General features: G+C 68.8%; 16 protein-coding genes and 1 pseudogene. 4 read left to right on the top strand and 13 right to left on the bottom strand.

The features are described 5' to 3' along the window. Positions 1–137 precede the first annotated feature (137 nt). Positions 138–305: a hypothetical protein gene (locus tag QQK49_RS19040; protein WP_284305349.1), complete on the top strand. Its 168-nt coding sequence runs from the start codon at positions 138–140 to the stop codon at positions 303–305. A gap of 13 nt (positions 306–318) precedes the next feature. Here the strand turns inward: QQK49_RS19040 and QQK49_RS19035 are convergent, their stop codons facing one another. The 4 genes from QQK49_RS19035 to dnaB form a co-directional block, all read right to left on the bottom strand. Beyond that, positions 319–3,417 (bottom strand): type I restriction endonuclease subunit R, encoded by a 3,099-nt coding sequence (locus QQK49_RS19035; protein WP_284305348.1) that lies wholly within the window; start codon positions 3,415–3,417, stop codon positions 319–321. Positions 3,418–3,420: 3 nt separating this feature from the next. After that, complete coding sequence (locus QQK49_RS19030) at positions 3,421–4,611, bottom strand: restriction endonuclease subunit S domain-containing protein (protein WP_284305347.1); 1,191 nt, start codon at positions 4,609–4,611, stop codon at positions 3,421–3,423. Continuing rightward, on the bottom strand, positions 4,608–6,587 hold the full coding sequence (locus tag QQK49_RS19025) for a type I restriction-modification system subunit M (RefSeq protein ID WP_284305346.1): 1,980 nt from the start codon (positions 6,585–6,587) through the stop codon (positions 4,608–4,610). Before QQK49_RS19025 ends, QQK49_RS19030 begins: the two co-directional genes overlap by 4 nt. Positions 6,588–7,319: 732 nt before the next feature. Further along, positions 7,320–9,713, bottom strand: a complete 2,394-nt coding sequence (gene dnaB / locus QQK49_RS19020; RefSeq protein ID WP_284305345.1) for a replicative DNA helicase — start codon at positions 9,711–9,713, stop codon at positions 7,320–7,322. Positions 9,714–10,318: 605 nt separating this feature from the next. On the opposite strand from dnaB, the gene QQK49_RS19015 reads away from it, so the two are divergent. Genes QQK49_RS19015 through QQK49_RS22990 form a run of 3 tightly spaced genes read left to right on the top strand, consistent with a single transcriptional unit; the run spans position 10,319 to position 12,409 of the window. Then, positions 10,319–11,065 carry a DNA alkylation repair protein gene (locus tag QQK49_RS19015; RefSeq protein ID WP_284305344.1) on the top strand — a complete coding sequence of 249 codons (747 nt, stop codon included), beginning with the start codon at positions 10,319–10,321 and terminating at the stop codon, positions 11,063–11,065. Further along, the gene (locus tag QQK49_RS22995; protein WP_348536236.1) at positions 11,037–11,555 is read left to right on the top strand and encodes an MATE family efflux transporter; all 519 of its coding nucleotides are present in this window, start codon (positions 11,037–11,039) and stop codon (positions 11,553–11,555) included. The genes QQK49_RS19015 and QQK49_RS22995 overlap by 29 nt, the downstream gene beginning before the upstream one ends. Before the next feature lie 50 nt (positions 11,556–11,605). Beyond that, entirely contained in the window at positions 11,606–12,409 is an 804-nt protein-coding gene (locus QQK49_RS22990) for an MATE family efflux transporter (RefSeq protein ID WP_348536235.1), read from the top strand. 35 nt (positions 12,410–12,444) lie between these two features. On the opposite strand, the gene QQK49_RS19005 is transcribed toward QQK49_RS22990, so the two are convergent. The 9 genes and pseudogenes from QQK49_RS19005 to QQK49_RS18965 form a co-directional block, all read right to left on the bottom strand. Beyond that, on the bottom strand, positions 12,445–13,467 hold the full coding sequence (locus QQK49_RS19005; protein WP_284305343.1) for a Gfo/Idh/MocA family protein: 1,023 nt from the start codon (positions 13,465–13,467) through the stop codon (positions 12,445–12,447). Next, the gene (locus QQK49_RS19000) at positions 13,464–14,480 is read right to left on the bottom strand and encodes a Gfo/Idh/MocA family oxidoreductase (RefSeq protein WP_284305342.1); all 1,017 of its coding nucleotides are present in this window, start codon (positions 14,478–14,480) and stop codon (positions 13,464–13,466) included. The genes QQK49_RS19005 and QQK49_RS19000 overlap by 4 nt, the downstream gene beginning before the upstream one ends. Positions 14,481–14,656: 176 nt before the next feature. Beyond that, a complete protein-coding gene (gene rplI / locus QQK49_RS18995; protein ID WP_284305341.1) occupies positions 14,657–15,100 on the bottom strand; it encodes a 50S ribosomal protein L9 in 444 nt (147 codons plus the stop codon). A 28-nt stretch (positions 15,101–15,128) separates the two neighbouring features. Continuing rightward, a complete protein-coding gene (gene rpsR / locus QQK49_RS18990) occupies positions 15,129–15,365 on the bottom strand; it encodes a 30S ribosomal protein S18 (RefSeq protein WP_284305340.1) in 237 nt (78 codons plus the stop codon). Between the two features lie 175 nt (positions 15,366–15,540). Further along, positions 15,541–16,128, bottom strand: a pseudogene (locus QQK49_RS18985) (single-stranded DNA-binding protein); the annotation flags it as partial. Positions 16,129–16,181: 53 nt separating this feature from the next. Beyond that, the gene (gene rpsF, locus QQK49_RS18980; RefSeq protein WP_284305339.1) at positions 16,182–16,472 is read right to left on the bottom strand and encodes a 30S ribosomal protein S6; all 291 of its coding nucleotides are present in this window, start codon (positions 16,470–16,472) and stop codon (positions 16,182–16,184) included. A gap of 275 nt (positions 16,473–16,747) precedes the next feature. Then, complete coding sequence (locus QQK49_RS18975; RefSeq protein ID WP_284305338.1) at positions 16,748–18,109, bottom strand: glycosyltransferase 87 family protein; 1,362 nt, start codon at positions 18,107–18,109, stop codon at positions 16,748–16,750. 10 nt (positions 18,110–18,119) lie between these two features. Continuing rightward, on the bottom strand, positions 18,120–20,402 hold the full coding sequence (locus QQK49_RS18970) for a transglycosylase domain-containing protein (RefSeq protein ID WP_284305336.1): 2,283 nt from the start codon (positions 20,400–20,402) through the stop codon (positions 18,120–18,122). A 131-nt stretch (positions 20,403–20,533) separates the two neighbouring features. Next, entirely contained in the window at positions 20,534–22,036 is a 1,503-nt protein-coding gene (locus QQK49_RS18965) for a CCA tRNA nucleotidyltransferase (RefSeq protein ID WP_284305335.1), read from the bottom strand. Positions 22,037–22,198 lie beyond the last annotated feature (162 nt).

Below are 22,198 nucleotides of genomic sequence, written 5' to 3'. Positions count from 1 at the left end.
ACGAGACCGTGCAGCCGAGGACCGAGTACCGGTGCCTGAATCCCGTGTGCGATCAGATGTGCGCGTGGCCCTCCGGCTACGCGGCCGGACGACCGACCAGGTTCTGCTCGCGCAGCTGCCGTCAGATGTTCGACCGGGTGCGAGCACGTCTTGCCTGGGAGGTCGACACGCTCGAGGAGTGGCTGCAGCACGCCGATCTGCTGGCCAAGGACCGCGCCGCACTCGAACGCGCCGCCGGCCAGCGCCGCTGGGCCTTGGAGCGCTACCCCGTCACCGGAGTGGGGGCTGGCCAGCCCACGTCCTGACCTTGGAGTGGCGTCAGGCTGACTCGCGCAGTGTCTCCCAGAGCTTCATCATCCCCATGATCGTCAGGATCTCCTCGCGCGACCGGTCCGCGGCAAGTCGCTCCAGCCCGCGCTGCTGACTGTCGGTGGCCTCGACGATCACCTCCTGGATGGTGTTCCACAGGTCTGGCCCGGAGAAGAAGTCCGGCTTGTTGTTCGCAACTGCCTGGGCGCGCAGGTCCTCGTTCTCGAGCATCTTGCGCAGCACGGTCTCGACCGCCGAGACCTGGTCGCCGTCGGAGAGGCCGTCGCCGTCGAAGAGGGTGTTGATGTGGGCCAGGACCTCCGACCATGGCACCAGGTCGGCCTCGTGGCGGCCGCGGGATCCGGCTGCGAGGACGGACGCAAGCCCCTCGGCCTGCCCGGTCGCCAGGTCGAGTTCCTGCTCGGGCTGCTTGTGCAGCGCGTGGTGGGTCAGAGTGACATCGGAGAGGTCGATGGTTTCCTCGTGCCGGTTGGAGTCCTTGAGAGCCTCGGCGAGCAACCGCGCGAAGGTCGCCCGCTTCTCCAGGTCGACGTCGTCGTAGTCGACGATCGACCCGAGGAAGTCGTAGGTGCTGACGAAGGAGCGCAGGTCACGGCGGAAGGTGTCGAGCCGATCGGTCTCGCTGTCGTCCTGAGTCTGCAGCGCCCGCCGGTATGCCGTGTTGAACCGTTCCTTCACCGGCGCCAGCGCGGCGGACAGCTTCCCCTGGCTGGGCTTGGTGGAGCCGTCGCCCCAGTAGGCCCTCGCGCAGGTGTCAACGTCGACGTCGTCGAAAAGGCCGACGCCGGCGAGCTTGTCCCACTGATCGAAGACGATGTTGGGATCGCTGGCCTGCGTGAGGTAGGCACCCTCGTAGTAGACCTTGAATGCGTCGAGGACGTCCTCGGCGTGGTTGACGAAGTCCAGGACATAGGTGGTCTTGCCCGGGTAGGTGCGGTTGAGCCGGGACAGGGTCTGGACGCACTGCACACCGTCGAGCCGCTTGTCGACATACATCGCGCACAGCAGCGGCTGGTCGAACCCGGTCTGGTACTTGTTCGCCACGATGAGCACCTGATACTCGTCGGTGCCCAGCGCCTCGGGGATGGTGCGCCCGCGCAGGTCGGTGTTCATCGAGTGCTCGGTGAACTCCTCCGGCCCGGACTCGGAGTCCTCGACGGACCCAGAGAACGCGACGAGGGTGGCGACGTCGGTGAGGCGGTGCTCGGCGATGTACTTGTCCATCGCGAGCTTGTAGCGCACCGCGGACTTGCGGGAGTCGGTGACCACCATGGCCTTGGCGTTGCCGTCCAGCAAGGGTGCGACGTTGGCGCGGAAGTGCTCGACGATGATGGCGACCTTCTGGCTGATGTTGTACGGGTGCAGCTTGACCCACTGCATCACCGACTTCATCGCCTTGGACTTGTCGACCGTCTCGGAGTCGTAGTCCTGCCCGCCGTGGACCAGGCGGAACGCCGTCCGGTAGGTCGTGTAGTTCGTGAGCACGTCGAGGATGAAGCCCTCCTCGATGGCCTGCTGCATCGAGTACAGGTGGAACGGCCGCTTGTCGGCCTCCTCGCCGATGTCGGAGGTGCCGAACAGCTGGAGCGTCTTGCCCTTCGGGGTTGCGGTGAACGCGAAGAAGGAGACGTTCGGCAGCGCACCGCGCCCCTCGAGCTCCAGCCGCACCAGGTCGTCGACGCCGACCGTGCCGTCCTCTTCGGTGACGTCGTCGAGAACCCTGCCCGACAGGGTCTGTCGCAACTTGTTGGCCGATTCCCCGGTCTGGGAGGAGTGGGCCTCGTCGATGATCACCGCGAACCGCTTGCCCGCCAGCGCCTTGGACTCCCGGATCGCCTCCAGCGCGAACGGCACCGTCTGGATCGTGACGACGATGATCGCCCCGCCGGTGGTCAATGCCTCCGTCAGTGCCTGCGACTTGGAGGCGAACCGCTTGGCGAAGTCGCTGTCGGTGCCCTGCCCGATCGGCAGCACCACGCCCCGCTTGTGGTCGATCTGGTAGATCGCGTCCTGCAGCTGGTCGTCCAGCACCGTCCGGTCGGTGATCACCAGCACCGAGTCAAAGACCTTGTCAGAGTCCGCGTCGTGCAGCGTGGAGAGCTGGTGCGAGAGCCACGCGATCGAGTTGGTCTTGCCCGACCCAGCCGAGTGCTGGATCAGGTAGCGCTGCCCGGGGCCCTTCTCCTTCGCGTCGGCGAGGAGCGTGGTGACCGCGTCGTGCTGGTGGTAGCGCGGGAAGATCACCGTCGAGGACCGGCTGACCCTGCCGGTCGCCGGGTCCTTGCGCTTGCTCACCTGGACGTGCATGAACTTGCCCAGGATGTTCAGCCAGGTGTCCTTGGCCAGCACCTCCTCCCACAGGTATGCCGTGGCCGCGCCGTGCGGGTTCGGCGGGTTGCCGGCATGCCCGGCGTTGCCACGGTTGAACGGCAGGAAGCGGGTCGCAGCGCCGTCGAGCCGGGTGGTCACGTAGACCTCCGAATTGTCGACGGAGAAGTGGACCAGGGCCCGGTGCCCAGGCGTCAGCAATGGCTCGCGGCGACGGGTTGTGGGGTCCACCGGTGGCCGGTCGTGCCGGTACTGGCGGATGGCCTCGTGGACGTCCTGCTGGAACTCGCTCTTCAGCTCGGTCGTCGCCACGGGCAGCCCGTTGACGAAAAAGACCAGGTCGATCGAGTCGGTCTTGTTCTCCGAGTAGTACACCTGCCGCGCCACCCGCAGCCGGTTCTGGGCATAGCGCTTGGTAGTCGTCGGGTTCATCGACTCCGCCGGGCGGAACTGGCACAGGTCCAGCTGCTTGGTGAACTTGAACCCGTAGCGCAACGCGGACAGGGTCCCTCCGCCCGCGTCGAGGGGGCGATCCAGCGACTCGGCAAGCCGGTCCAGCAGTCGCTCCCGATCCTTGTCAGTCTTGACCAGCGCGGCGAGGGTCTCCGGCTGGGTCGCCTCCAGCCAGGCGAACAGGTCAGCGGGCCACAACGCCCGCTCCTTGTCGTAGCCGGTCGCACCCGGCTCGTAGACCCACCCATGCGCGCCGAGATGGTCACACAACTCGTCCTCGAGCTGCCGCTCATGCTCCACCGCCACGCCTCAGCCCGCCTTCCCGTAGGTGGTGACGTCCAACCTGCCCGTCACCGCCGCCGTGATCAAGGCCGCGCGCCGCTCCCTGAGTAGGTCGATGCACGCCTTGGCGGATCTGCGCAACCGGCTCGCGCGCTCACGGGCGCGACGAATCTCGTCGGCCGCCTCACGTTGCTCATGCAGGGACGGTACCGCGATTGGCAAGGCCGCAAAGAGCGCCCAGTTTCGGTAGTCAGCACTTCGTTGCCGGACACTCCACGCGAACTTCTCGAGCATGCCGGACACGCCCAGGGCGCGGATGTGCTGGGCTAGGTACTCAGCATCGTGGCCTTCGCGCGCCCGGCAGACGTGGTAGACGGGCGAGCACTTCCCAGACACCTCTGCCACGCCCACTGCTCCCGCGAAGCCATCCAGGCCGTGAAAGACGAGGTCGCCAACCTCCACCCCCTGATACCCATGCTCTGTGAAGGAGATGGTGTAACCGTCCTCTCGCCGAACTCCACGGCTTGTCACCTGGCCATCCCGGTACGCGGTGACGATCGGGGCAGGTTCAGCCGGAGGTCGCTCGAGACGCTCCAAGACTCTTCCAATCCGCGTTGCCGCAGCGCCCTGAGTGTGGCCAAGCGTCCATGCCTTCCGCAAAGCGTCTTCCCTCTCGTCAAGCAGGGCGAGTAGCCGCTCTTGCTTGGCGATGAGCGCGTCGATCTTCGCCGTCTCACGGTCCAGGAAGTTGGCGACAGCACGTTGGACATCCAGCGGCGGGATCCGAACGCCGATGTCTCCAATAGCGGCGGCCGATGTCGCAGGGTAGCTGACGCCCGTGCTGATGGACTCGACGGTGGAGATGAAGTTGTCGGCCTGGAGCTGCCACGTCAGATAGCGCGGGTACACACGCTGCCGGTCCGGACTGATCACGGCGAACCCTGTCGAGAAGACAAGGGGGTCCTCCGTTGCGGGCACCTCCGTCACGGCCCGCAGATAGGTCCGCACCGTGGAGACGACGGTATCGCCAGCTACGGCGAGCCTCCTGGCTCTGCTGGGAGCGACTGCGAAACGGGTCGGTTCGGCCGGAAGCGCGAGGGTCCCCTGACCTACGGCGGAGATGTCCACGTACAGGAACTCAAAGCCAGGATCGGCATCCTCCGCTAGGACGCCCTCGTTGATCGAGCTGACGTACTTGAGCCGGATCATCTCGCTCACGAGTCGAGCTCCGCGAACAGTTCCTGGATCTCGGCGATGAGCCGCTTGACGTCGGCGTCGATCTCCTCGAGCGTGCGTGGCGGGACGTACTCGTAGAAGTGCCGGGTGAAGGGGATCTCGTAGCCGACCTTGGTCTTGGCGTGGTCGATCCAAGCGTCGGGGACGTACGGAAGGACCTCGCGGGCGACATACTCGTCGACGTCCTGACCGAGCGGGACGTTCTCGGTGTCGCGCAGCTTGGGGTCCGGCTCGGGGTTGCCCTTGGCGTCCGTGCAGATCTCCGCGGTCTCGTCACGTTCGCTCAGGGCTGCGTGGATGGCCTTGCGGACCGGTGATCCGACCTGGAGACCGGCGGCGCCGAGTGCCTTGCCCAAGGCCTGATCGAAAGCCGGACGCGCTCTCCACACGGTCTCGCGGTCGAGGGTCTGCAACGCGCGGCGGAGCTGCTCCTGCGTGCTCTCGTCGAGCTTCTGAACCGCCTTGGACGTGATGGCCTCGTCAATCCGCTCAGCCGTGGCTTGGAAGGCGAGGCGCAGCGATCGTTCGACGGTGATGGTGTGGAAGCCGAAGGCCTCCCCCGGGAAGACCTTGGAACGCTTGTCATCGGCGCCATCGAACTCGGCGTACAGCTTGACGAGGGTCTCGATGTCGGCGGGCAACAACTCCTTGCGCTTCGACCCGAGGGACTTGCGCATCTTGGTGAACATCTGCGAGCCGTCGATGAGCTGGACGTAGCCGCGCCGTTCGGCCGGCTTCTTGCGGTCGAGGACCCAGATGTAGGTGGCGATGCCGGTGTTGTAGAACACGTCGGTCGGCAGCGCGATGATCGCGTCGAGGAGGTCGGACTCGATGACCCAGCGCCGGATCTCCGACTCGCCCGACCCTGCCCGCCCGGTGAACAACGGCGATCCGTTGAGGACGATCGCGGCCCGGCCGCGCACGTTCTCGTCGTCGGGGTCGACGGTGCGCATCTTGTCGATCAGGTGGAGCAGGAACAGCATGGACCCGTCGGAGACGGCGGGCAGGCCGGGGCCGAAGCGTCCGTTGAAGCCGAGCTGCTTGTGCTCCTTGATGACTTCGCGCTGAGAGGTCTTCCACTCCACTCCGAAAGGAGGGTTGGAGAGGCAGTAGTGGAAGTCCTTGCCCGCGTGGGCGTCGTCGGTGAGGGTGTTGCCCAGGGCGATGGCGTCAACCGGCTGGCCCTTGATGATCATGTCCGCCTTGCACACGGCATACGAGCTGGGGTTGATCTCTTGCCCGGCCATGAGCAGCCGGGCGGCCGGGTTCTGCTCACGCAGGTGCTCATCCATCGTCGAGAGCATCCCGCCAGTGCCGGCCGCGGGGTCGTAAACGCGGCGGTTCACGGCCTTGCCCGGGGTGGTCGCATCCTCGTCGCCCACCAGCAGCAGGTCGACCATGAGGGCGATGACCTCACGGGGGGTGAAGTGCTCACCAGCGGTTTCGTTGCTCGCCTCCGCGAACTTGCGGATCAGCTCCTCGAAGACCGAGCCCATCTCGGTGTTGCTGACGTGCTGGGGGCGCAGGTCGAGCTTGGCGAACTCCTGGACCACCAGGTAGAGGGCATTGGCCTCCTCCAGGCGTTGCACCTGCTCCTCGAACCCGAACCGGGTGAAGACGTCGCGAACGTTGTCGCTGAAACCGTCGACGTAGGACAGCAGGTTGGCCTTGATGTTGGCGCTGTCCCCGGTCAGCGACGGGAGCGTGTACGGCGAGGTGTTGTAGAAGGAGTACTTCGCGGCCTTACGCAGCTTGACGTCCAGCAGGTCCTTGGCCGTCCGGTCACCGGAGCGCTTCTGCTCGGAAAGCACGGCGTCCTTGGTCGCGGCCAGGACGCAATCCAGCCGGCGCAGGATCGTCATCGGCAGGACGACGTCGCCGTACTCCTTGGGCTTGTACGGCCCGCGCAGCAGGTTGGCGATGGACCAGATGAAGTTGGCGTCCGGCTTCGACGGCAAGGTGAGGTGTCCTCTCGTGGTGCGTGGCCCCATCCTTGCCCATCACTCCAGCCTCTCGGTGGAGCGGTCTTGCCCGCGCCGTTCGAGGCGCAGGCAAGACCGAGGGTCAGGCCGCCCGGATCAGCACGAAGCCTCGGCGGCGGCTCTCATCAAGGTTGTCCCTCAGCTCGCGAGCGACAACATCCTCGACGTGTGGTGGGACCTGGCAGCCGCACGAGGACCCCCGCCACGACCGTAGCCGTCAGGAGCCGCCTCCTCGCAGCGCAGCTCCGGCGGGACCCCTCGGGTCAGGGTGACACAGAGGTCGTGCTCGCACGCTCGACCCACCAGTTTGACGTGACAGCGATGTGGAGACATCGCCACCTCCTTCGCGGCCCAAGTTGGGCCGGGTTCGGGAGGCCTCTAGACTTGGCGATTGCTACATCGAGGTTGTCTAGATGACCTCCGGCGGGGCGAGCGTTGCAAGCGCTCGCCCCGCTTCTTCTTGTGGACAAGGACCCGTCTCTGCGGGCGGGCCCATCCTGACAGCCACCACTGACAGCTGCCGGGCTCTCGGGGTAGGCCACGCGGTTGCCCGACGCTCCGGCGACCTGACCATTCATAACCAAATCTTTGCTTTCCAGAGCTCATTGATAAGCGGCAGGAATGTTACATACGGACAGTCGCTGCGCAAGATTGGCTGCATCTCGACAACAGGTTCGTGCAAACAAGGCCCCGTCTCGACAACATCGGTCAGTAGTTCGCCGCCATGTTCGTGAACCTGGAGTAGTGGCCCTGGAAGGCGACGGTGATGGTGCGGGTGGGGCCGTTTCGGTGCTTGGCGACGATGATGTCGGCCTCACCCTCGCGGGGTGAGTCGGGCTCGTACACCGATTCGCGGTGGAGGAGCATGACCATGTCGGCGTCCTGCTCGATGGAGTTGTGCACGGCGATGCCGTCGGCGATGAAGTTGTGCGTGCCGAGGACGGTCGCGTCGTACACCTCCTCGATGCCGTCGAACTCGACGCCGACCACGACCTCCCACTCGACGTCGTTGATCGCCTCGAGGTCGGCCTCGTCGCGCTCGAGCAGGGTCGCCACCTGGCGCAGCGTGCCCACCGCCTCGGGCCCCTCGGGCTCGACCTCGCCGGCCGACTCGGTGACCGGGCTCAACGCCTCCGCGACGTTCTGCCACAACGGGAGCTGCCCCTCACCCGGCAGGGGTGCGGCGGTGACCTCACGCACGATCTCGAGCAGGCGCACCGCATCGGAGGCCGCCGGGCCGTCGATGCCGATCTCCTGCAGGAACCGGCGCTGGGAGTCCACGTCGACGACGTCGAGCACCCATCCGGAGTCATCCCCGGTGATCGCACACGAGATGCCGAACCGCAGCAGCAGCCGCGACAGCTTGTCGAGCCGCTCCCGCCCGTCAGCGAAGCAGAAGATCTCCCCGCCCGGACGGTCCGAAGACAGCATGACCCCACCCGAGGCGGAGAAGAACGCCCGCACGAAGAGCGCGATCTGCGCCTTGGGCAGCGAGGGCACGACCGAGGGGATCGTGGCCGCCGGGTGCTCCGCGCACAACAACGCCGCGGTGCGCACGTCTTCGTCGGCCCAGTCCTCGTCCAGCCGGATCGGCCCCGCCACGTGCCGCGGCGCGGCCACCCGTGTACCGCAGGTGATCTCGCCGAGCGGCACCCAGCCGTCGTAGGTGAGGAACGGGTGGTTCTCCGTGGCCCGCACCGTCTTTCCCGACGCCAACGTCAACCGGTACACCGGCTTGGTGCCCGTCGCGAACGCGTGCGTCAACGGCCGCCGCACGTACCGCAGCGACTCGTCCAGCGCCCACACCGGCACGTCGGTCTCCCCCGACGCCGCCAGCTCACCGATCGCGACCTCCGCGCCGGTGTCGGCCCGCAGGATCCTCGTCTCCGCGGTCAGGCACCCCGACTCACGCAGGTCGCTCACCTGCGGTTTCTTGTCGGTGCGCTGCTCGGGTCCACGGTTCAACTGCGACAGCGCGATAACGGGCACTTCGATCTCCTTCGCGAGCAACTTCAAGGCACGAGAGAACTCCGAGACCTCCTGCTGGCGGGACTCGACCTTCTTGCCCGAACTCATCAGCTGCAGGTAGTCGATGATCACCATCTTGAGGTTGTGGCGCTGCTTGAGCCGGCGGCACTTGGCCCGGATCTCCATGAGCGACATGTTGGGCGAGTCGTCGATGAACAGCGGCGCCTCGCTGACCTCACCCATCGTGCGGGCCAGCTTGCTCCAGTCCTCGTCGCGCATCGTGCCCTTACGCATGTGCTGCAACTGGATGGAGGCCTCGGCCGACAACAGACGCATCGTGATCTCGTTGCGGCTCATCTCGAGCGAGAAGACGACGGTGGTCATGTTGTTGTGGATTGCGGCCGCACGTGCAAAATCCAAGGCCAGTGTCGATTTGCCCATCGCCGGCCTCGCCGCGATGACGATCATCTGCCCCGAGTGCAGGCCGTTGGTGAGGTCGTCGAGATCAGTGAATCCCGTGGGCACACCGACCATCTCGCCCGTCGACCCCGAGGCCTGCTCGATCTCGTCGGCCGTGGCCTCGAGCAGCTCGCCGAGCACGTGGTAGTCCTCGCCGCCGCGCTTGTCGGCCACCGCGTACACCTCGGCCTGCGCCGAGTTGACGATCTCCTCCACGTCGCCGCCGTCGGTGCCGTAGCCCAACTGCACGATGCGCGTGCCCGCGTCGACCAGCCGGCGCAACACCGCCCGCTCGGCCACGATCTGCGCGTAGTACCCGGCATTCGCCGCCGTCGGCACACCCGCGATGAGCTGGTGCAGGTACGACTGCCCGCCCACCCGCGACAACTCGCCACGCTTGGTCAGCTCGTCGGCCACGGTGATCGCATCGGCCGGCTCACCGCGGCCGTACAGGTCGAGGATCGCCTCGAAGACCAGCTCGTGGGCAGGCCGGTAGAAGTCGACGCCCCGCAGGACCTCGATGGAATCGGCGATCGCGTCCTTGGACAGCAACATGCTGCCCAGCACGCTCTGCTCGGCCCCGACGTCCTGCGGCGGCACACGATCCTCGCCGCCCCCGGACACGGCCTGAAGTCCGCCCTCGAAGTCCGATCGATCCACTCGCGCCAGCGACATGCGACCCCCTATCGACAGCGAACACCCGGCCGGGCGACCGGTGGCGACCACTGTGCCCGCCACCACCGACAACCCTTGAATCCCGGCGCCCCCCAGCAGCGTCCACGGGTGTCCGTGACCGGTCGAAGGGGGGACCGGAGGCACAACGCTAGGGCGCTCGGACGTCCGTCACAAACGAGTGCTCGACACGGGTTGGGGACAGGGTGTGGACGACCCGGTGGACAACTTCCACATCCTGTGGACCACCCTGGGGACAGAGGACATAGTTGTCCACCGCCCTCGCCCTGAGCAGCAGGGACGACCGTGGACAACACTCCGGAAAGAAAGTGATCCACCCGACGACCGTCAGGCGAGACGACGAAGACCTGCACCAGACTCCGTCTTGACCACAGGTTTACCCACAGGTGTGGCTCAGCTGCTACTCCGCGTCCTCCAGGGTCCACCCACCGGGGATGAACCGGACACTTCAGACACGCGTCCCCTGAGAGGCGCCCATCGTCCGCGTCGATCTCCAAGACTTCGTCAAAGCCGCGGACGGTCCGGATGATGGACGAGCTTCTGCCATCGTGGTCGCCGAAGATTCGACGGTGGGTACGCTCGACTCCATGTCTCCCGTCGCCGAAGCCCTGGTTCGGGCCGTGCGACAGGACCTTCACCGCCACACCGATCACGTGGAGGCACGCCGCCTGGGCCGGCGGCACAAGGGCGACATCCCCTTCCTCGGCGTCCCCCGGCACACCCTCGTCCGGATCACCCGCGACCACGTCGACGACCCCGCCCTCAGACTCCCGGACCGACAGGCGTGGCAGGCCGCCGTACGAGGCCTCTGGACCGGCGACGTCACCCGCGAATCCCGTTACGCCGCCGTCGTGCTCACGCGCCATCCCCGCTACCGCGCGCTCGCCGCGTCCCCGTTGTCCACCAACCTCTACCGCGACCTCATCACCGACACCCCGACCCGCGACACCGCCGACGCCGTCGCCGTCCTCAGCCTCCCCCTGCCGCTCAACGCCGCCCCCGTGACCGAGGGCCGCGTCGTCCGCTCCTGGGCCGTCGTCGGATCCCCCTGGATGCGCCGCGCGGCCATTCTCTGCCAGGCCCGCAGGTTCCACCGCACCGACCCCGACCTGCTGCGTTCCAGCATCGGCGCCAACCTCCTCGAACGACTCGACATCGTCCGCGAAGCGATCCCCGAGGCCTTGACCGCCTACCTGCGGACCTGCCCCGAGGACGCCGCCGCAGACCTGCATGCGACCCTCGAGTCGTGGAGCAGCCAGATGCCGGCAGCACTCGCGGAGGCCATCGACACCCGCCTGGCCGCCGATGAGCGCCGCCGCCACCCCAGGGTCTGAGCACGAGCCGCTCGACTCCGCTGCCACCCGCTCGGAGGTCCTGCGGCTCGCCGTCCCCGCCTTCTTCGCCCTCATCGCCGAGCCCCTGTTCCTCCTGGCCGACACGGCGATCATCGGCCACCTCGGCACCGGCCCCCTCGCCGGCCTCGGCGTCGCGGCCACCGTGCTCGGCACCGCCGTCGGCCTCTTCGTGTTCCTCGCCTACGCCACCACCGCCCTCGTCGCACGCCGTCTGGGTGCCGGCGCCCACGGGGCCGCCCTGGCCGCCGGGCTCGACGGCCTGTGGCTGTCCCTCGTGCTGGGGGCGGTCGTGGCCGCCGTCCTGGGATTCGGGGCGCGACCGATCGTGGGCCTCTTCGGATCCGGCCCCGACGTCAGCACCCAGGCCGTGGTCTACCTGCAGATCTCCGCCCTCGGCATCCCTCCCATGCTGGCCGTCCTCGCCCTCACCGGCGTGCTCCGCGGACTGCAGGACACCCGCACCCCCTGATCGCCGCCGTCCTCGGCTTCGGCGCCAACATCGTTCTCAACGTCGCCCTCGTGTACGGCGTCGGGCTCGGCATCGCCGGCGCCGCGTGGGGAACGGTCATCGCCCAGACGGGGATGGCGCTCGGCCTCGCGACCGTCGTGATCCGCGGCGCCCGCCACCACGGGGCGAGTCTGCGACCCCATCCCCGGGCGATCGTCCTCGCCGCGCGGGGCGGCGTTCCGCTGCTGGTCCGCACGGTGGCCCTGCGCGGCGTCATCCTCATGACGACCTGGGTCGCCGCCCAGTACGGCGAGGTCACCCTCGCAGCGCACCAGGTGGCCTGGACCGTCTGGACTTTCCTCGTCTTCGCCCTCGACGCCCTCGCCATCGCCGGTCAGGCCCTCATCGGCAAGGCCCTCGGCGCCTCCGACGTCGCACGCACCAGAGACCTCACGGCCCTGATGACGCGCTGGTCGGTCCTCTTCGGCATCGGCCTCGCCCTCGTCATCGCGCTGCTGGCGCCCGTCCTGCCGGTGCTGTTCACCACCGACCCCGCCGTCCGGGCCGCCCTGACCCTGGGCCTGCTCGTCGTCGCCGCCGGACAGCCCGCCGCCGCCTACGCGTTCCTGCTCGACGGAGTCCTCATCGGCGCCGGAGACGCGCGCTGGCTGGCCCTGGCGGGCACGGCACTCCTGGTCGCCTACGTGCCCGTCGTGGCCGTCCTCACGGCGGCCTCCGGTCCCATCTCCGCCGCCGGCGACGGCGTGGCGCTGGCCGCCATCTGGGGCGGCTTCCTCGTCTTCATGACCCTGCGCGCCGCCACCCTCGCCTACCGCGCACGCAGCGACGCCTGGCTCGTCACGGGCATGCGCTGAGCACGGTCGCGCTCCACCACATCGACGGGATCTCGCTACTCGCAGGCGAACTCGTCCCCGTGGGTGGCGCGGATCGCGTCCATGACCGACAGCGTGTCGACGGTCGCCGCGAGGGGCCGCAGCGGCGTCTGCGCCAGTCCCTCACCGATGCAGCGCGCCACCTCCAGCGCCTCGTGGAACAGCCCGGCGTGAGCGACGGCCTCCTCGGTGTACCGCTCCTGCGAGCCGTCCCGGCGCACGAGGGTGAAGCTCCCCGGCCGGTAGAAGTGCCGGTCGATGTCGAGACGCCCGCGACTCCCCGCGATGGTCGCCCTCGTCGGGAGGTCCGCCTCGATGGAGGCCGACAGCGACGCCAGCCGCCCGCCGCCGAAGTCGAGGCCGGCCGAGAACTGCCCCATGACACCCGAACCGCTGCGCGTACCCGCACCGGTGACCGTCTGCAGGGTCGCGTCGCCGAACGCCCAGGTGGCGAGGGTCACCGGGTACGTGCCCAGGTCGAGCATCGCCCCGCCCGCCAAGCCGGGATCGAAGATGCGATGGCCGGGGTCGAACCACTCACCCATGTCGGCGACCACCGTCGTCAGCTCACCGAGCGCGCCGTCGTCCAGGAGTTGCCGGATGACGTCGAACTTCGGCAGGAACACCGTCCACATCGCCTCGGCGCAGAACACGCCGGCCGCCTCCGCCGCCTCGGCGAGGCGACGGCCCTGCTCGGCGTTCACCGCGAACGGCTTCTCGACGAGGACGTGCTTGCCCGCCTCGATCGCCAGCAGGGCGTTGTCGACGTGCATCGGGTGTGGGGTGGCGACGTAGACGACGTCGACCTCCGGCGCCGCCACGAGCTCGGCGTACGAGCCGTAGGCGCTCTCGGCCCCGAGGCGCGCGGCCGCTCGCTGCGCCGACTCCGGCGACCGTGAGCCGACCGCCGCGACCCGCTGCGAGGTGTGCGGGTGCAGCGCACCGCAGAACTGCTCGGCGATCCACCCGGTGCCCAGGACGCCCCACCGCAACGCCGGCACCGCATCGGCCCCGGGCCGGCGGGAGACCGGCAGGGTCACGACGCCGGCTCCACGTCGGGGATCTCGGCCAGCGGCACGACGCGCCCCTCGCGCCGGGAGAGGTCGCACGCCTCCGCCATGCGCTGCGCCTGCAGGCCGTCGTACACGGTGCACGGGCTCGGTCGCTCACCGCGCACCACCTCGACGAACGTGGCCAGCTCACGCTGATAGGCCGGCAGGAACCGGTCCATGAAGCTGCGCACGGTCGGCCCCGCCGGGAACGCCACCCCCGGCTCGGCCGAGACCAGCGCCAGTGTGTCGTCGAGACCGACCGCGATGTCCCCGGTCGAGCCGTGGACCTCCATGCGCACGTCGTGGCCGTAGGCGTTGTGGCGGGTCGCCGAGAAGGTCACGACCGTGTCGTCCTCGAGGACGAACACTCCTGAGCCCGTGTCGATGTCGCCGGCGCCTCCGATGTACGGCTCGCCCTTGTTGGCGCCGACCGCGTAGGCCGTGCGCACCTCGCTGCCGGTGACGAACCGGATGATGTCGAAGTCGTGGATCGAGCAGTCGCGGAACAACCCACCGGAGACCTTGATGTACTCCTCCGGAGGCGGCGCGGTGTCGAGCGTCGTCGCCCGCACGGTGTGGACGAAGCCCAGCTCACCGTCCACCACGGCCTGCCGAGCGCGCATGTAGCCCGCGTCGAAGCGGCGCTGGAACCCGATGTGGATGGGGACGCTGGTGCTCCGCTCGAGCTGCGCCAGTGCCAGCGCCGAGGAGAGCTCCGCCGCCACCGGCTTCTCGCAGAACGTCGGGACCCCGGCGGCGACCCCGGCACGGATCATCGCGTCGTGCGTCGTCGTCGGGCTCGCGATGACGAGGCCGTCGAGACCCGCGTCGAGCAGCGCCTCGACGTCGGGGACCGCCTCGAGTCTCAACTCGCCCGCGACCCGCGAGGCCGCCTCGGGCAGGGCGTCGGCGAGGACGACCTCGTCGACGACGGGAAGGCCCTTCAGCGTGGCGGCGTGATAGGCGCCGATCCGTCCGGCGCCCGCGATCCCGATCCTCATGTGTCCTCCTCGATGATGACTATGACAAGACATTCTTACGTGAGGAGTGAGGTCCGTGGCACGCTTTCGGCCTCGGTCGATGCCTCGCTTCTTGCGCACGGACGTCGGTGGGCGGACGCACGAGAGCCCGCGCCGACATCGGCGCGGGCTCTGGTGGTGTTTCTGGACGCGGTACGTCAGCGGGCGACGACCGACAGCTTGACCGTGGCCAGGACCTCCGGGTGGAGGCGGACCTGAGCGGTGTGCTCGCCGGTCGACTTGATCGGGGCCGTGAACTCGACCGTACGACGGTCGATCGTCACGCCCTCGGCCTTGGCGGCCTCGGCGACCTCGCTCTGCGTGACGGCACCGAACAGACGACCGGAGCCGCCGGCCTGCGCCGTGATCGTCAGCGTGCGGGCCTCGAGCTGGCCCTTGACGCCCTTGGCGTCCTCGAGCGAGGCGATGACGCGGGCCTCGCGGGCCTTGCGCAGCGCGTCGACCTGCTTCTGACCACCGCGGGTCCACTGCGTCGCCAGACCGCGCGGCAACAGGTAGTTACGGCCGTAACCGTCCTTGACCTCCACGAGGTCACCTGCCGAACCGAGACCGGTCACCTCGTTGGTGAGGATCAGCTTCATGATGTGTCTCCTTCTCGTCGGTTCGGACTCAGCGAGCCGAGCTGGAGTAGGGAAGCAGAGCCATCTCGCGGGCGTTCTTCACGGCCTTCGCGATGAGACGTTGCTCCTGAACCGACACCCCGGTGACGCGACGGGCACGGATCTTGCCGCGGTCGGAGATGAACTTCCGCAGCAGGGTCGTGTCCTTGTAGTCGATGTTCTCGACCTTCGCGGCCTTGAGCGGGTTGGCCTTCTTCTTGGGCTTGCGCACAACGGGCTTCGCCATCGTGGTGCTCTCCTCTCGTGAGAGCCCGGAGGTGTGCTCCGGGATGGGGTCTTACTCGTGAATGTGGGTGAGAGAGCCGGGAACACCGCTCCCACCGGGAGGCGAGCCCGGCGCCGAGGCGCCGTCTCGCGAAATCGTCGACCGTGAACTCGTCGGCCGGAACCGTCGGATCAGAAGGGGGCTCGTCGTAGGACGGGGCCGAACCCCACCCGGAGTTGCCCTGCTGGCCGCCACCGCCACCGCCACCGCTGGGACCCTGCTGGGCCCACGGGTCGGAGTCGGGCCGGCCGCCCTGCTGGCCGCCACCGGAGAACCCACCCTGAGGCTGGCCTCCGCCGTAGCCGCCACCCTGGCCGCCCTGGCCGCCGCCGGAGAAGCCGCCGCCACCGCCACCGCCACGGGAGGTCTTGGTGACCTTGGCCGAGGCGTACTTGAGGGAGGGGCCGATCTCGTCGACGTCGAGCTCCATGACCGTGCGCTTCTCGCCCTCCTTGGTCTCATACGAACGAGACTTCAGACGGCCCTGCACGACCACCCGGGCGCCACGCTGCAGCGACTCGGCCACGTTCTCGGCCATGTCACGCCACGCGGAGCACGAGAGGAACAGCGCCTCGCCGTCCTTCCACTCGTTCGTCTGACGATCGAACGTGCGGGGGGTCGACGCGATCCGGAAGTTGGCGACCGCGGCACCCGAGGGGGTGAAGCGGAGCTCCGGGTCGGCAACGAGGTTGCCGACGACGGTGATGACGGTCTCGCCTGCCATGAGGGGTCCTCTCCGATCGAGCTACGGGTTCGGCGGATGAATCCGGTGCCGACTCAGGCCGCGTCGGGGCGCAGGAGCTTGGTGCGGAGCACCTGCTCGTTGAGCCCCAGCTGACGGTCGAGTTCCTTGGCGGTGGCCGGCTCGGCCGTGAAGTCGACGACGACGTAGACGCCCTCGGACTTCTTCTTGATCTCATAGGCCAACCGGCGGCGGCCCATGAGGTCGAGGTTCTCGACGGTGCCCTTGTCGTTCTTGATGACGGCGAGGAACTTCTCGAGCATGGGAGCGACCTGGCGGTCATCCACCTCGGGGTCGATGATGATCATGATCTCGTACTGACGCATGCGCGTAACCCACCTCCTTCGGTCTTGGCGGTCACGGTCTCTCCGTGACAGGAGGGTTGCTGCGTCTCCGGCACGCGATGCCACCCGTGGTCATCGACGCAAGGGAGGCGATCCGGCGCTGCGCACTCAGGCGTTGGCCCACCGACCTCGAGACCGTGGCGGTCTCGAACTGCGGCGCGGACCTCGAGATGAGCCACGACACGACCGGACGTCGCGCGCCCAGAGATGCCCTCAGACTACCGGGCGGGTGGTTCTCCCGCCCAATCCGTCCACAGTCAGCGTTCGTAACGCACGACGACCGCGTCCGGGCGATCCGCCATCGGCCCCGCCACGTCGTCGTGCTCGACCACAGGCGCCCGGCGTGTCCACGCCTGGTGGCCGGCCGCGACGGCCAGCCAGCACAGCCCGGCCAGACGCAGGACGAGGAGGACGGCGTACCACTCCTTGGGCAGAGCGGCCGCCGGCACCGAGAGATCTCCGAGGTAGAGCCACACGGCGACGAACGCGAGGACCTCCGTCGTGGCCCAGATGAGATGGTCACGCCACTTCACACCCGCCAGTGCCACCAGCGGCACCAGCCACAGCGAGGCCTGCACGGGCAGCGCCTTGCCGGTCACGAGCACGATCACGACCACGATGATCGCGATCTCCGCCACGCGGGGACGGACGTCGGCACCGAGGGCGATCAACCCCGCCACGGCCACCGCGAGCAGCCACCCCAGCACCGTCAGCAGGGTCAGCGTCCCCATCTGCACCGGCCGCTCGGAGAGGTTGCCCAGGTACCAGGGCGACCCGAGCTGCGCGGTGCCCGTCGCCCACGACTGGTAGGCGGTCAGGGTGGCGGTTCCGTAGAACAGGGCCACACCGCCGATGAGCACGACAGTCGTGACCAGCGCCGCGCCGGCGGTGGCCGCCCAGGACCGCAACGTGCCCGAGCGGAGCGCCAGGATCCCGATCGCCAGGAGCACGAGGATCGGGTAGGTGCGCGAGGCGATGGCCAGCCCGAAGACGACGCCGGCAGCCGTGGGTCGATCCCGGCTCCACAGCAGCAGCGCGACCGAGGTCAGCGCCACCCCCAGCAGATCCGTCGACACCAGCGCCACCGTGACGACCAGCGGACTCAGTGCCACGTGGGCGGCCCACTCGGGGTGTCTGCGGCACGTCCACACGGTCGCGGCGACGGTGACGACCAACAGCAGCGCCGCGGCGACGGCCCACGCGACGAACATCCCCTGCAGACGAGCGTGCCCCTCGGCCGGGATGAACGCGCCGAGCAGCCGCAGCAGCATCCCCACGCCCACGGGTTCGGACACGACCGAACCCGCCCCGTACGGCAGGCCCCGGTCGAGAGGATGGTTGGCCGCGATCCCGGGCAGGTCCGAATAGCAGGCCTTCCAGTAGACCTCCGGAACACCCCAGCCGTACCGCACGCAGTAGCTCTTCTGCAGGAAGCCCAGCGCGAGCGTCAGGCAGGCGATGAGACCCAACACCCCTGCGCCGAGCGCGGCCCGCACACGATCGGGCGGGCGGGCGGCGAACCGGCCCATCCCCCCACCCAAGACGCGGGTGGCGAGCTCGGCGATCCGGTCGTGGTCCTCGCGCCGATCGGAGGGCGCACTCGCGGTCGACGACGGCATGCTCTGCAGACTACGTGCCGCGGGGCGAGGGACGGACCGCTGCCGGGGCGCGACCGGCCGCCGCGGCGTCCCCTTGCGCGTCCTCGGGAGACTCGTCGGAACCCCGCCGTCGGTCGTTGCCGCGCCCGGGCTGCTCGTCCGGCGAATTCTGTTGACCCTCATTGCCGTTCCCGTTGCCATTGCCGTTGCCATCACCTGGCGTCGCGGTCTCGGTGCGGGGCTGGCCCTGCGGGACGTCGGTGGGCGTCCAGGTGGCCGTCGGCTCCGAGCTCGTCGTCGGTTCGGGCGTCTCCGTGGGCGTCTCCCACTGGCGGGTCTGCTCGGGCTGCGGCGGGGGCTGAGGCTCGCTGCGCCGGACGTCGCCGTCACCCACGCCGGAGCGCTCCGGGAAGTCCTTGTACTCGGTCCCCTCGACGGCCTCACGCATGTAGGCCGTCCACACGTCGACCGGATACGACCCACCGGTGACACCGTTGCCGAGCCCGGCACCCCGCATCGGGGTGGCGTTGCCCTGCGCATCCGGCAGGTACATGCCGACGGCGGTGACGATGTCGGGCGTGAACCCGTCGAACCACACCGCGCGGTTCTCGTCCGTCGTTCCCGTCTTGCCCGCGGCCGGTCGACCGATCCGCTGCGCACGCTGCGCCGTTCCGCGGGTGACCACCTGCCGCATCGCGTCGACCGCGTCGGCCGCGACGTCCTTCTCCAGGACCGGCTGCGTCACCGGGGAGGCCCGGTAGCCGTCGAAGCGCGCGTCGACCCCGCGGACCTCCGAGATGATGTAGGGGTCGGAGCGGACGCCCTCGGCGGCCAGCGTCGCGTAGGCGCGGGCCATGTCGATCACGCGCGGCGAGGCGGTGCCGAACACGTTGGCCGGGTTCTCGTCGAGCCCGAGCGTGTCCTGGGGCAGGCCCATCTTGATCGCCACATCGCGCGTCCTCGCCGGCCCGACGTCGATGTTGAGCTCCGCGTACGGCGTGTTGGCCGAACGCGCCGTCGCCGAGCGCAGGTCCATCCACCCGAGGCTGGCCCCGCCGTAGTTCTGCACCCGGCCACGCGAATTGCCCCCGCCGCGGAACTCCTCGAAGTACCGGGGCGAGCTCGCGTCGAACGACGTCCGCGTACTGATGCCCTTCTCCAGCGCCGCCACCAACGTGAAGACCTTGAACGTGGATCCGCCCTGCAACTGCGCCTGCGTCGCCGCGTTGTACGGCTGGTCTCGGAAGTTTGCACCACCGTAGAGGGCGAGGATCGCCCCGTCGCCCGGCTTGAGCGAGACCAGTCCGGTGCGCACCTTGGAGGTCGGCAGATTGTTCTCCACCGCCTTGATCGCCGATGTCTGCTTGTCCTTGTCGATCGTCGTGGTGATGCGCAGACCACCCATGTCGACCTGGTCGGAGGTGAGCCCGACCTTGGCGACCAGTTCGTCCTTGACCAACTGCACGAGGTAGCCGTTGGGGCCCGACTTCTGCGAGCGCTCCTTGGGTTCGATCACCTCGGGGAAGGCGGCCTTCCTGCGGTCGGCCTCAGTGAGCCAGCCCTGCTCCACCATGCCGTCGAGGACGTACTCCATCCGCGATTCGACGTTCTTGCGCTGCTTGTCGCCCAACGCCGGGTCGTACAGCGACGGACCCCGGATGACGGAAGCGAGGAAGGCGCTCTCGGACACGTCGAGCTCGGAGGCCTCCTTGCCGAAGTAGGCGCGGGCGGCAGCCTGGATGCCGTGAGCGCCGCGCCCGAAGTAGATCGTGTTGAGGTAATCGCGCAGGATCTCGTCCTTGGACTGTTCCTGTTCGATCTTGAGCGAGATGACCAGTTCGCGACCCTTGCGCGTCAGGGTCTGATCCTGGGTGAGGAAGTAGTTCTTCACGTACTGCTGGGTGATCGTCGACCCACCCTGGGTCGGACCGCCGGAGAGCGCGGCCCACACGGCGCGTCCGATGCCGACGATCGAGATTCCCGGGTTCTCGTAGAAACTCCGGTCCTCGGCCGCGAGGATCGCGCGCTGCATGGGCTTGGAGACCTGGTCGAGCGGCACCGATTCACGATCGACGGCACTGATCCGCGCCATCTCCGTCTGACCGTCGGAGAAGTAGATGATCGACGTCTGCGTCTGCGCCGCCTCGTTGGGGTCGGGAATGTCGACCACGGTGTACGCGGCGGCAGCCAGGCCCGCACCGAGCAGCACGCACAGGCTGACGACAAGGAGCCACAGCTTCGGCGAGAACAGGCGACGCCAGCCCCGTCGGCGTGGTTTCGCCACCACGCGCACCCGCCTCGTCGGTGAACTCACGTCGATCCTCTTCCTGCTCGGTCCGATTCCCGCAACACTATGACGCCCATGTCTGAACGCCCGGGACGACGCATTCATCCCCTCGTCTCATCGGTCGCGGGGGCCTTCGCGTGACCATCGCGGGTCGGGCATCACTCCTGCGGCGGGCTGCCCGGGGCCTCGTCGAGGGCGGCTGCGTCCTCGGACTCCGGCTGCTCGGACCACCAGCGCAGCAACTCCGCCCGCGCGGCGTCGGGGCCGATGACGCCCTGATCGAGACGCACGGCGAGCAGGTGCTTGTAGGCGCGCCCGAGCACCGGACCGGGCCGGATCCCCAGGATCTCGCCGATCTCGTTGCCGTCGAGCTCGGGACGGACCTTCTTGAGCTCCTCGGCCTCCATGAGGGTCTCGATGCGCTCCTCGAGCGAGTCGTACGTGCGGCTGAGCCGCTCGGCCTTGCGCCGGTTGCGCGTGGTGCAGTCGGCGCGGGTCAGGCGGTGCAGACGCTGCAGGAGGTCACCGGCGTCGGTGACGTAGCGACGGACGGCCGAATCGGTCCACTCACCGGTGCCGTACCCGTGGAAGCGCAGGTGCAGCTCCACGAGCCGGCTCACGGCCTTGACGGTCTCCTTGTCGTACCGCAACGCCCGCAGACGCTTGGTCGTCATCTTGGCGCCGACGACCTCGTGATGATGGAAGGTCACCCCGCCGCCGGAGTCGAACCGTCGCGTGGAGGGCTTGCCGATGTCGTGCAGCAGGGCCGCGAGACGCAGGACGAGGTCGGGGCCGGGCACCGAGTCGACCGGTCCGTTCGGCGGCCCCTCCAGGGCGATGGCCTGCTGCAACACCGTCAACGAGTGCTCGTAGACGTCCTTGTGGCGCTTGTGCTCATCGACGGTCAGTCGCATGCCGGAGACCTCCGGCAGCATGACGTCGGCCAGCCCGGTCTCGACCAGCAGCCGCAGACCCGGCACCGGATCGGGCGCCAGCATCAACTTGCTGAACTCCTCGCGCACCCGCTCGGCCGAGACGATCTCCAGCGAGGCGGCCATCTCGGTCATCGCCGTGCGCGCATCGTCGGCGACGTCGAACCCGAGCTGCCCCGCGAACCGGCAGGCGCGCATCATCCGCAGCGGATCGTCGCCGAAGGACACCTCGGCCGGACCGGGCGTGCGCAGACGCCGGGCCGCGAGATCCGCCAGACCGCCGTGGGGGTCCACGAAGTCCAGGTCGGGCAGGCGCAGCGCCATCGCGTTGATGGTGAAGTCGCGGCGGATCAGGTCGTCGGACAGGTCGTCACCGAACGCCACGACCGGCTTGCGGGTCACGCCGTCGTAGGCATCGGCGCGGTAGGTGGTGACCTCGACGATCGTGCTGCCGCGACGGGCGCCGATCGTGCCGAACTCGCGACCCATGTCCCACGTCGCGTCGCCCCAGGCCGCCAGGAGGCGTTCGGTGTCGTCCGGACGCGCCGAGGTCGTCAGGTCCAGGTCGAGGCTCTCGCGGCCCAGGAACGCATCGCGCACCGGACCACCGACCAACGCGAGGGCGTGACCGTCCTCACCGAACGCCCTGCCCAACTCGGTCAACAACGGGAGGATGGGCGCGAGGCGGCCGGTGGCCTGACGCAGGAGGACTTCGAGACTGGACGACACGGTGCCCAAGCGTAGGTCGACATCGTGGCCCGGCACCACGACCCCCGCGGCAGGTGCGCCCGCGCGGGTCGTGTGGAGGCGACCGGGGCACGCCGGGGAGGACGTGGGCGAGCCGGTGTGGTCGCCGGAGTCGGGGCCGGGAGGGGCGGCGAAGCGATGTGA

The sequence above is a fragment of the Mobilicoccus caccae genome, from assembly GCF_030161635.1.
Classification (GTDB): Bacteria; Actinomycetota; Actinomycetes; order Actinomycetales; family Dermatophilaceae; genus Mobilicoccus; species Mobilicoccus caccae.
This window is presented reverse-complemented; position numbering and strand designations above follow the sequence as displayed.

What these genes read in the sequence shown, in the direction of transcription:
- dnaB (WP_284305345.1), bottom strand. Translation starts at nt 9,713, where the DNA reads ATGTCGCTGGCGCGAGTGGATCGATCGGACTTCGAGGGCGGACTTCAG.
- QQK49_RS19015 (WP_284305344.1), top strand. Translation starts at nt 10,319, where the DNA reads ATGTCTCCCGTCGCCGAAGCCCTGGTTCGGGCCGTGCGACAGGACCTT.
- QQK49_RS22995 (WP_348536236.1), top strand. Translation starts at nt 11,037, where the DNA reads ATGAGCGCCGCCGCCACCCCAGGGTCTGAGCACGAGCCGCTCGACTCC.
- QQK49_RS19000 (WP_284305342.1), bottom strand. Translation starts at nt 14,480, where the DNA reads ATGAGGATCGGGATCGCGGGCGCCGGACGGATCGGCGCCTATCACGCC.
- rplI (WP_284305341.1), bottom strand. Translation starts at nt 15,100, where the DNA reads ATGAAGCTGATCCTCACCAACGAGGTGACCGGTCTCGGTTCGGCAGGT.
- rpsR (WP_284305340.1), bottom strand. Translation starts at nt 15,365, where the DNA reads ATGGCGAAGCCCGTTGTGCGCAAGCCCAAGAAGAAGGCCAACCCGCTC.
- rpsF (WP_284305339.1), bottom strand. Translation starts at nt 16,472, where the DNA reads ATGCGTCAGTACGAGATCATGATCATCATCGACCCCGAGGTGGATGAC.
- QQK49_RS18975 (WP_284305338.1), bottom strand. Translation starts at nt 18,109, where the DNA reads ATGCCGTCGTCGACCGCGAGTGCGCCCTCCGATCGGCGCGAGGACCAC.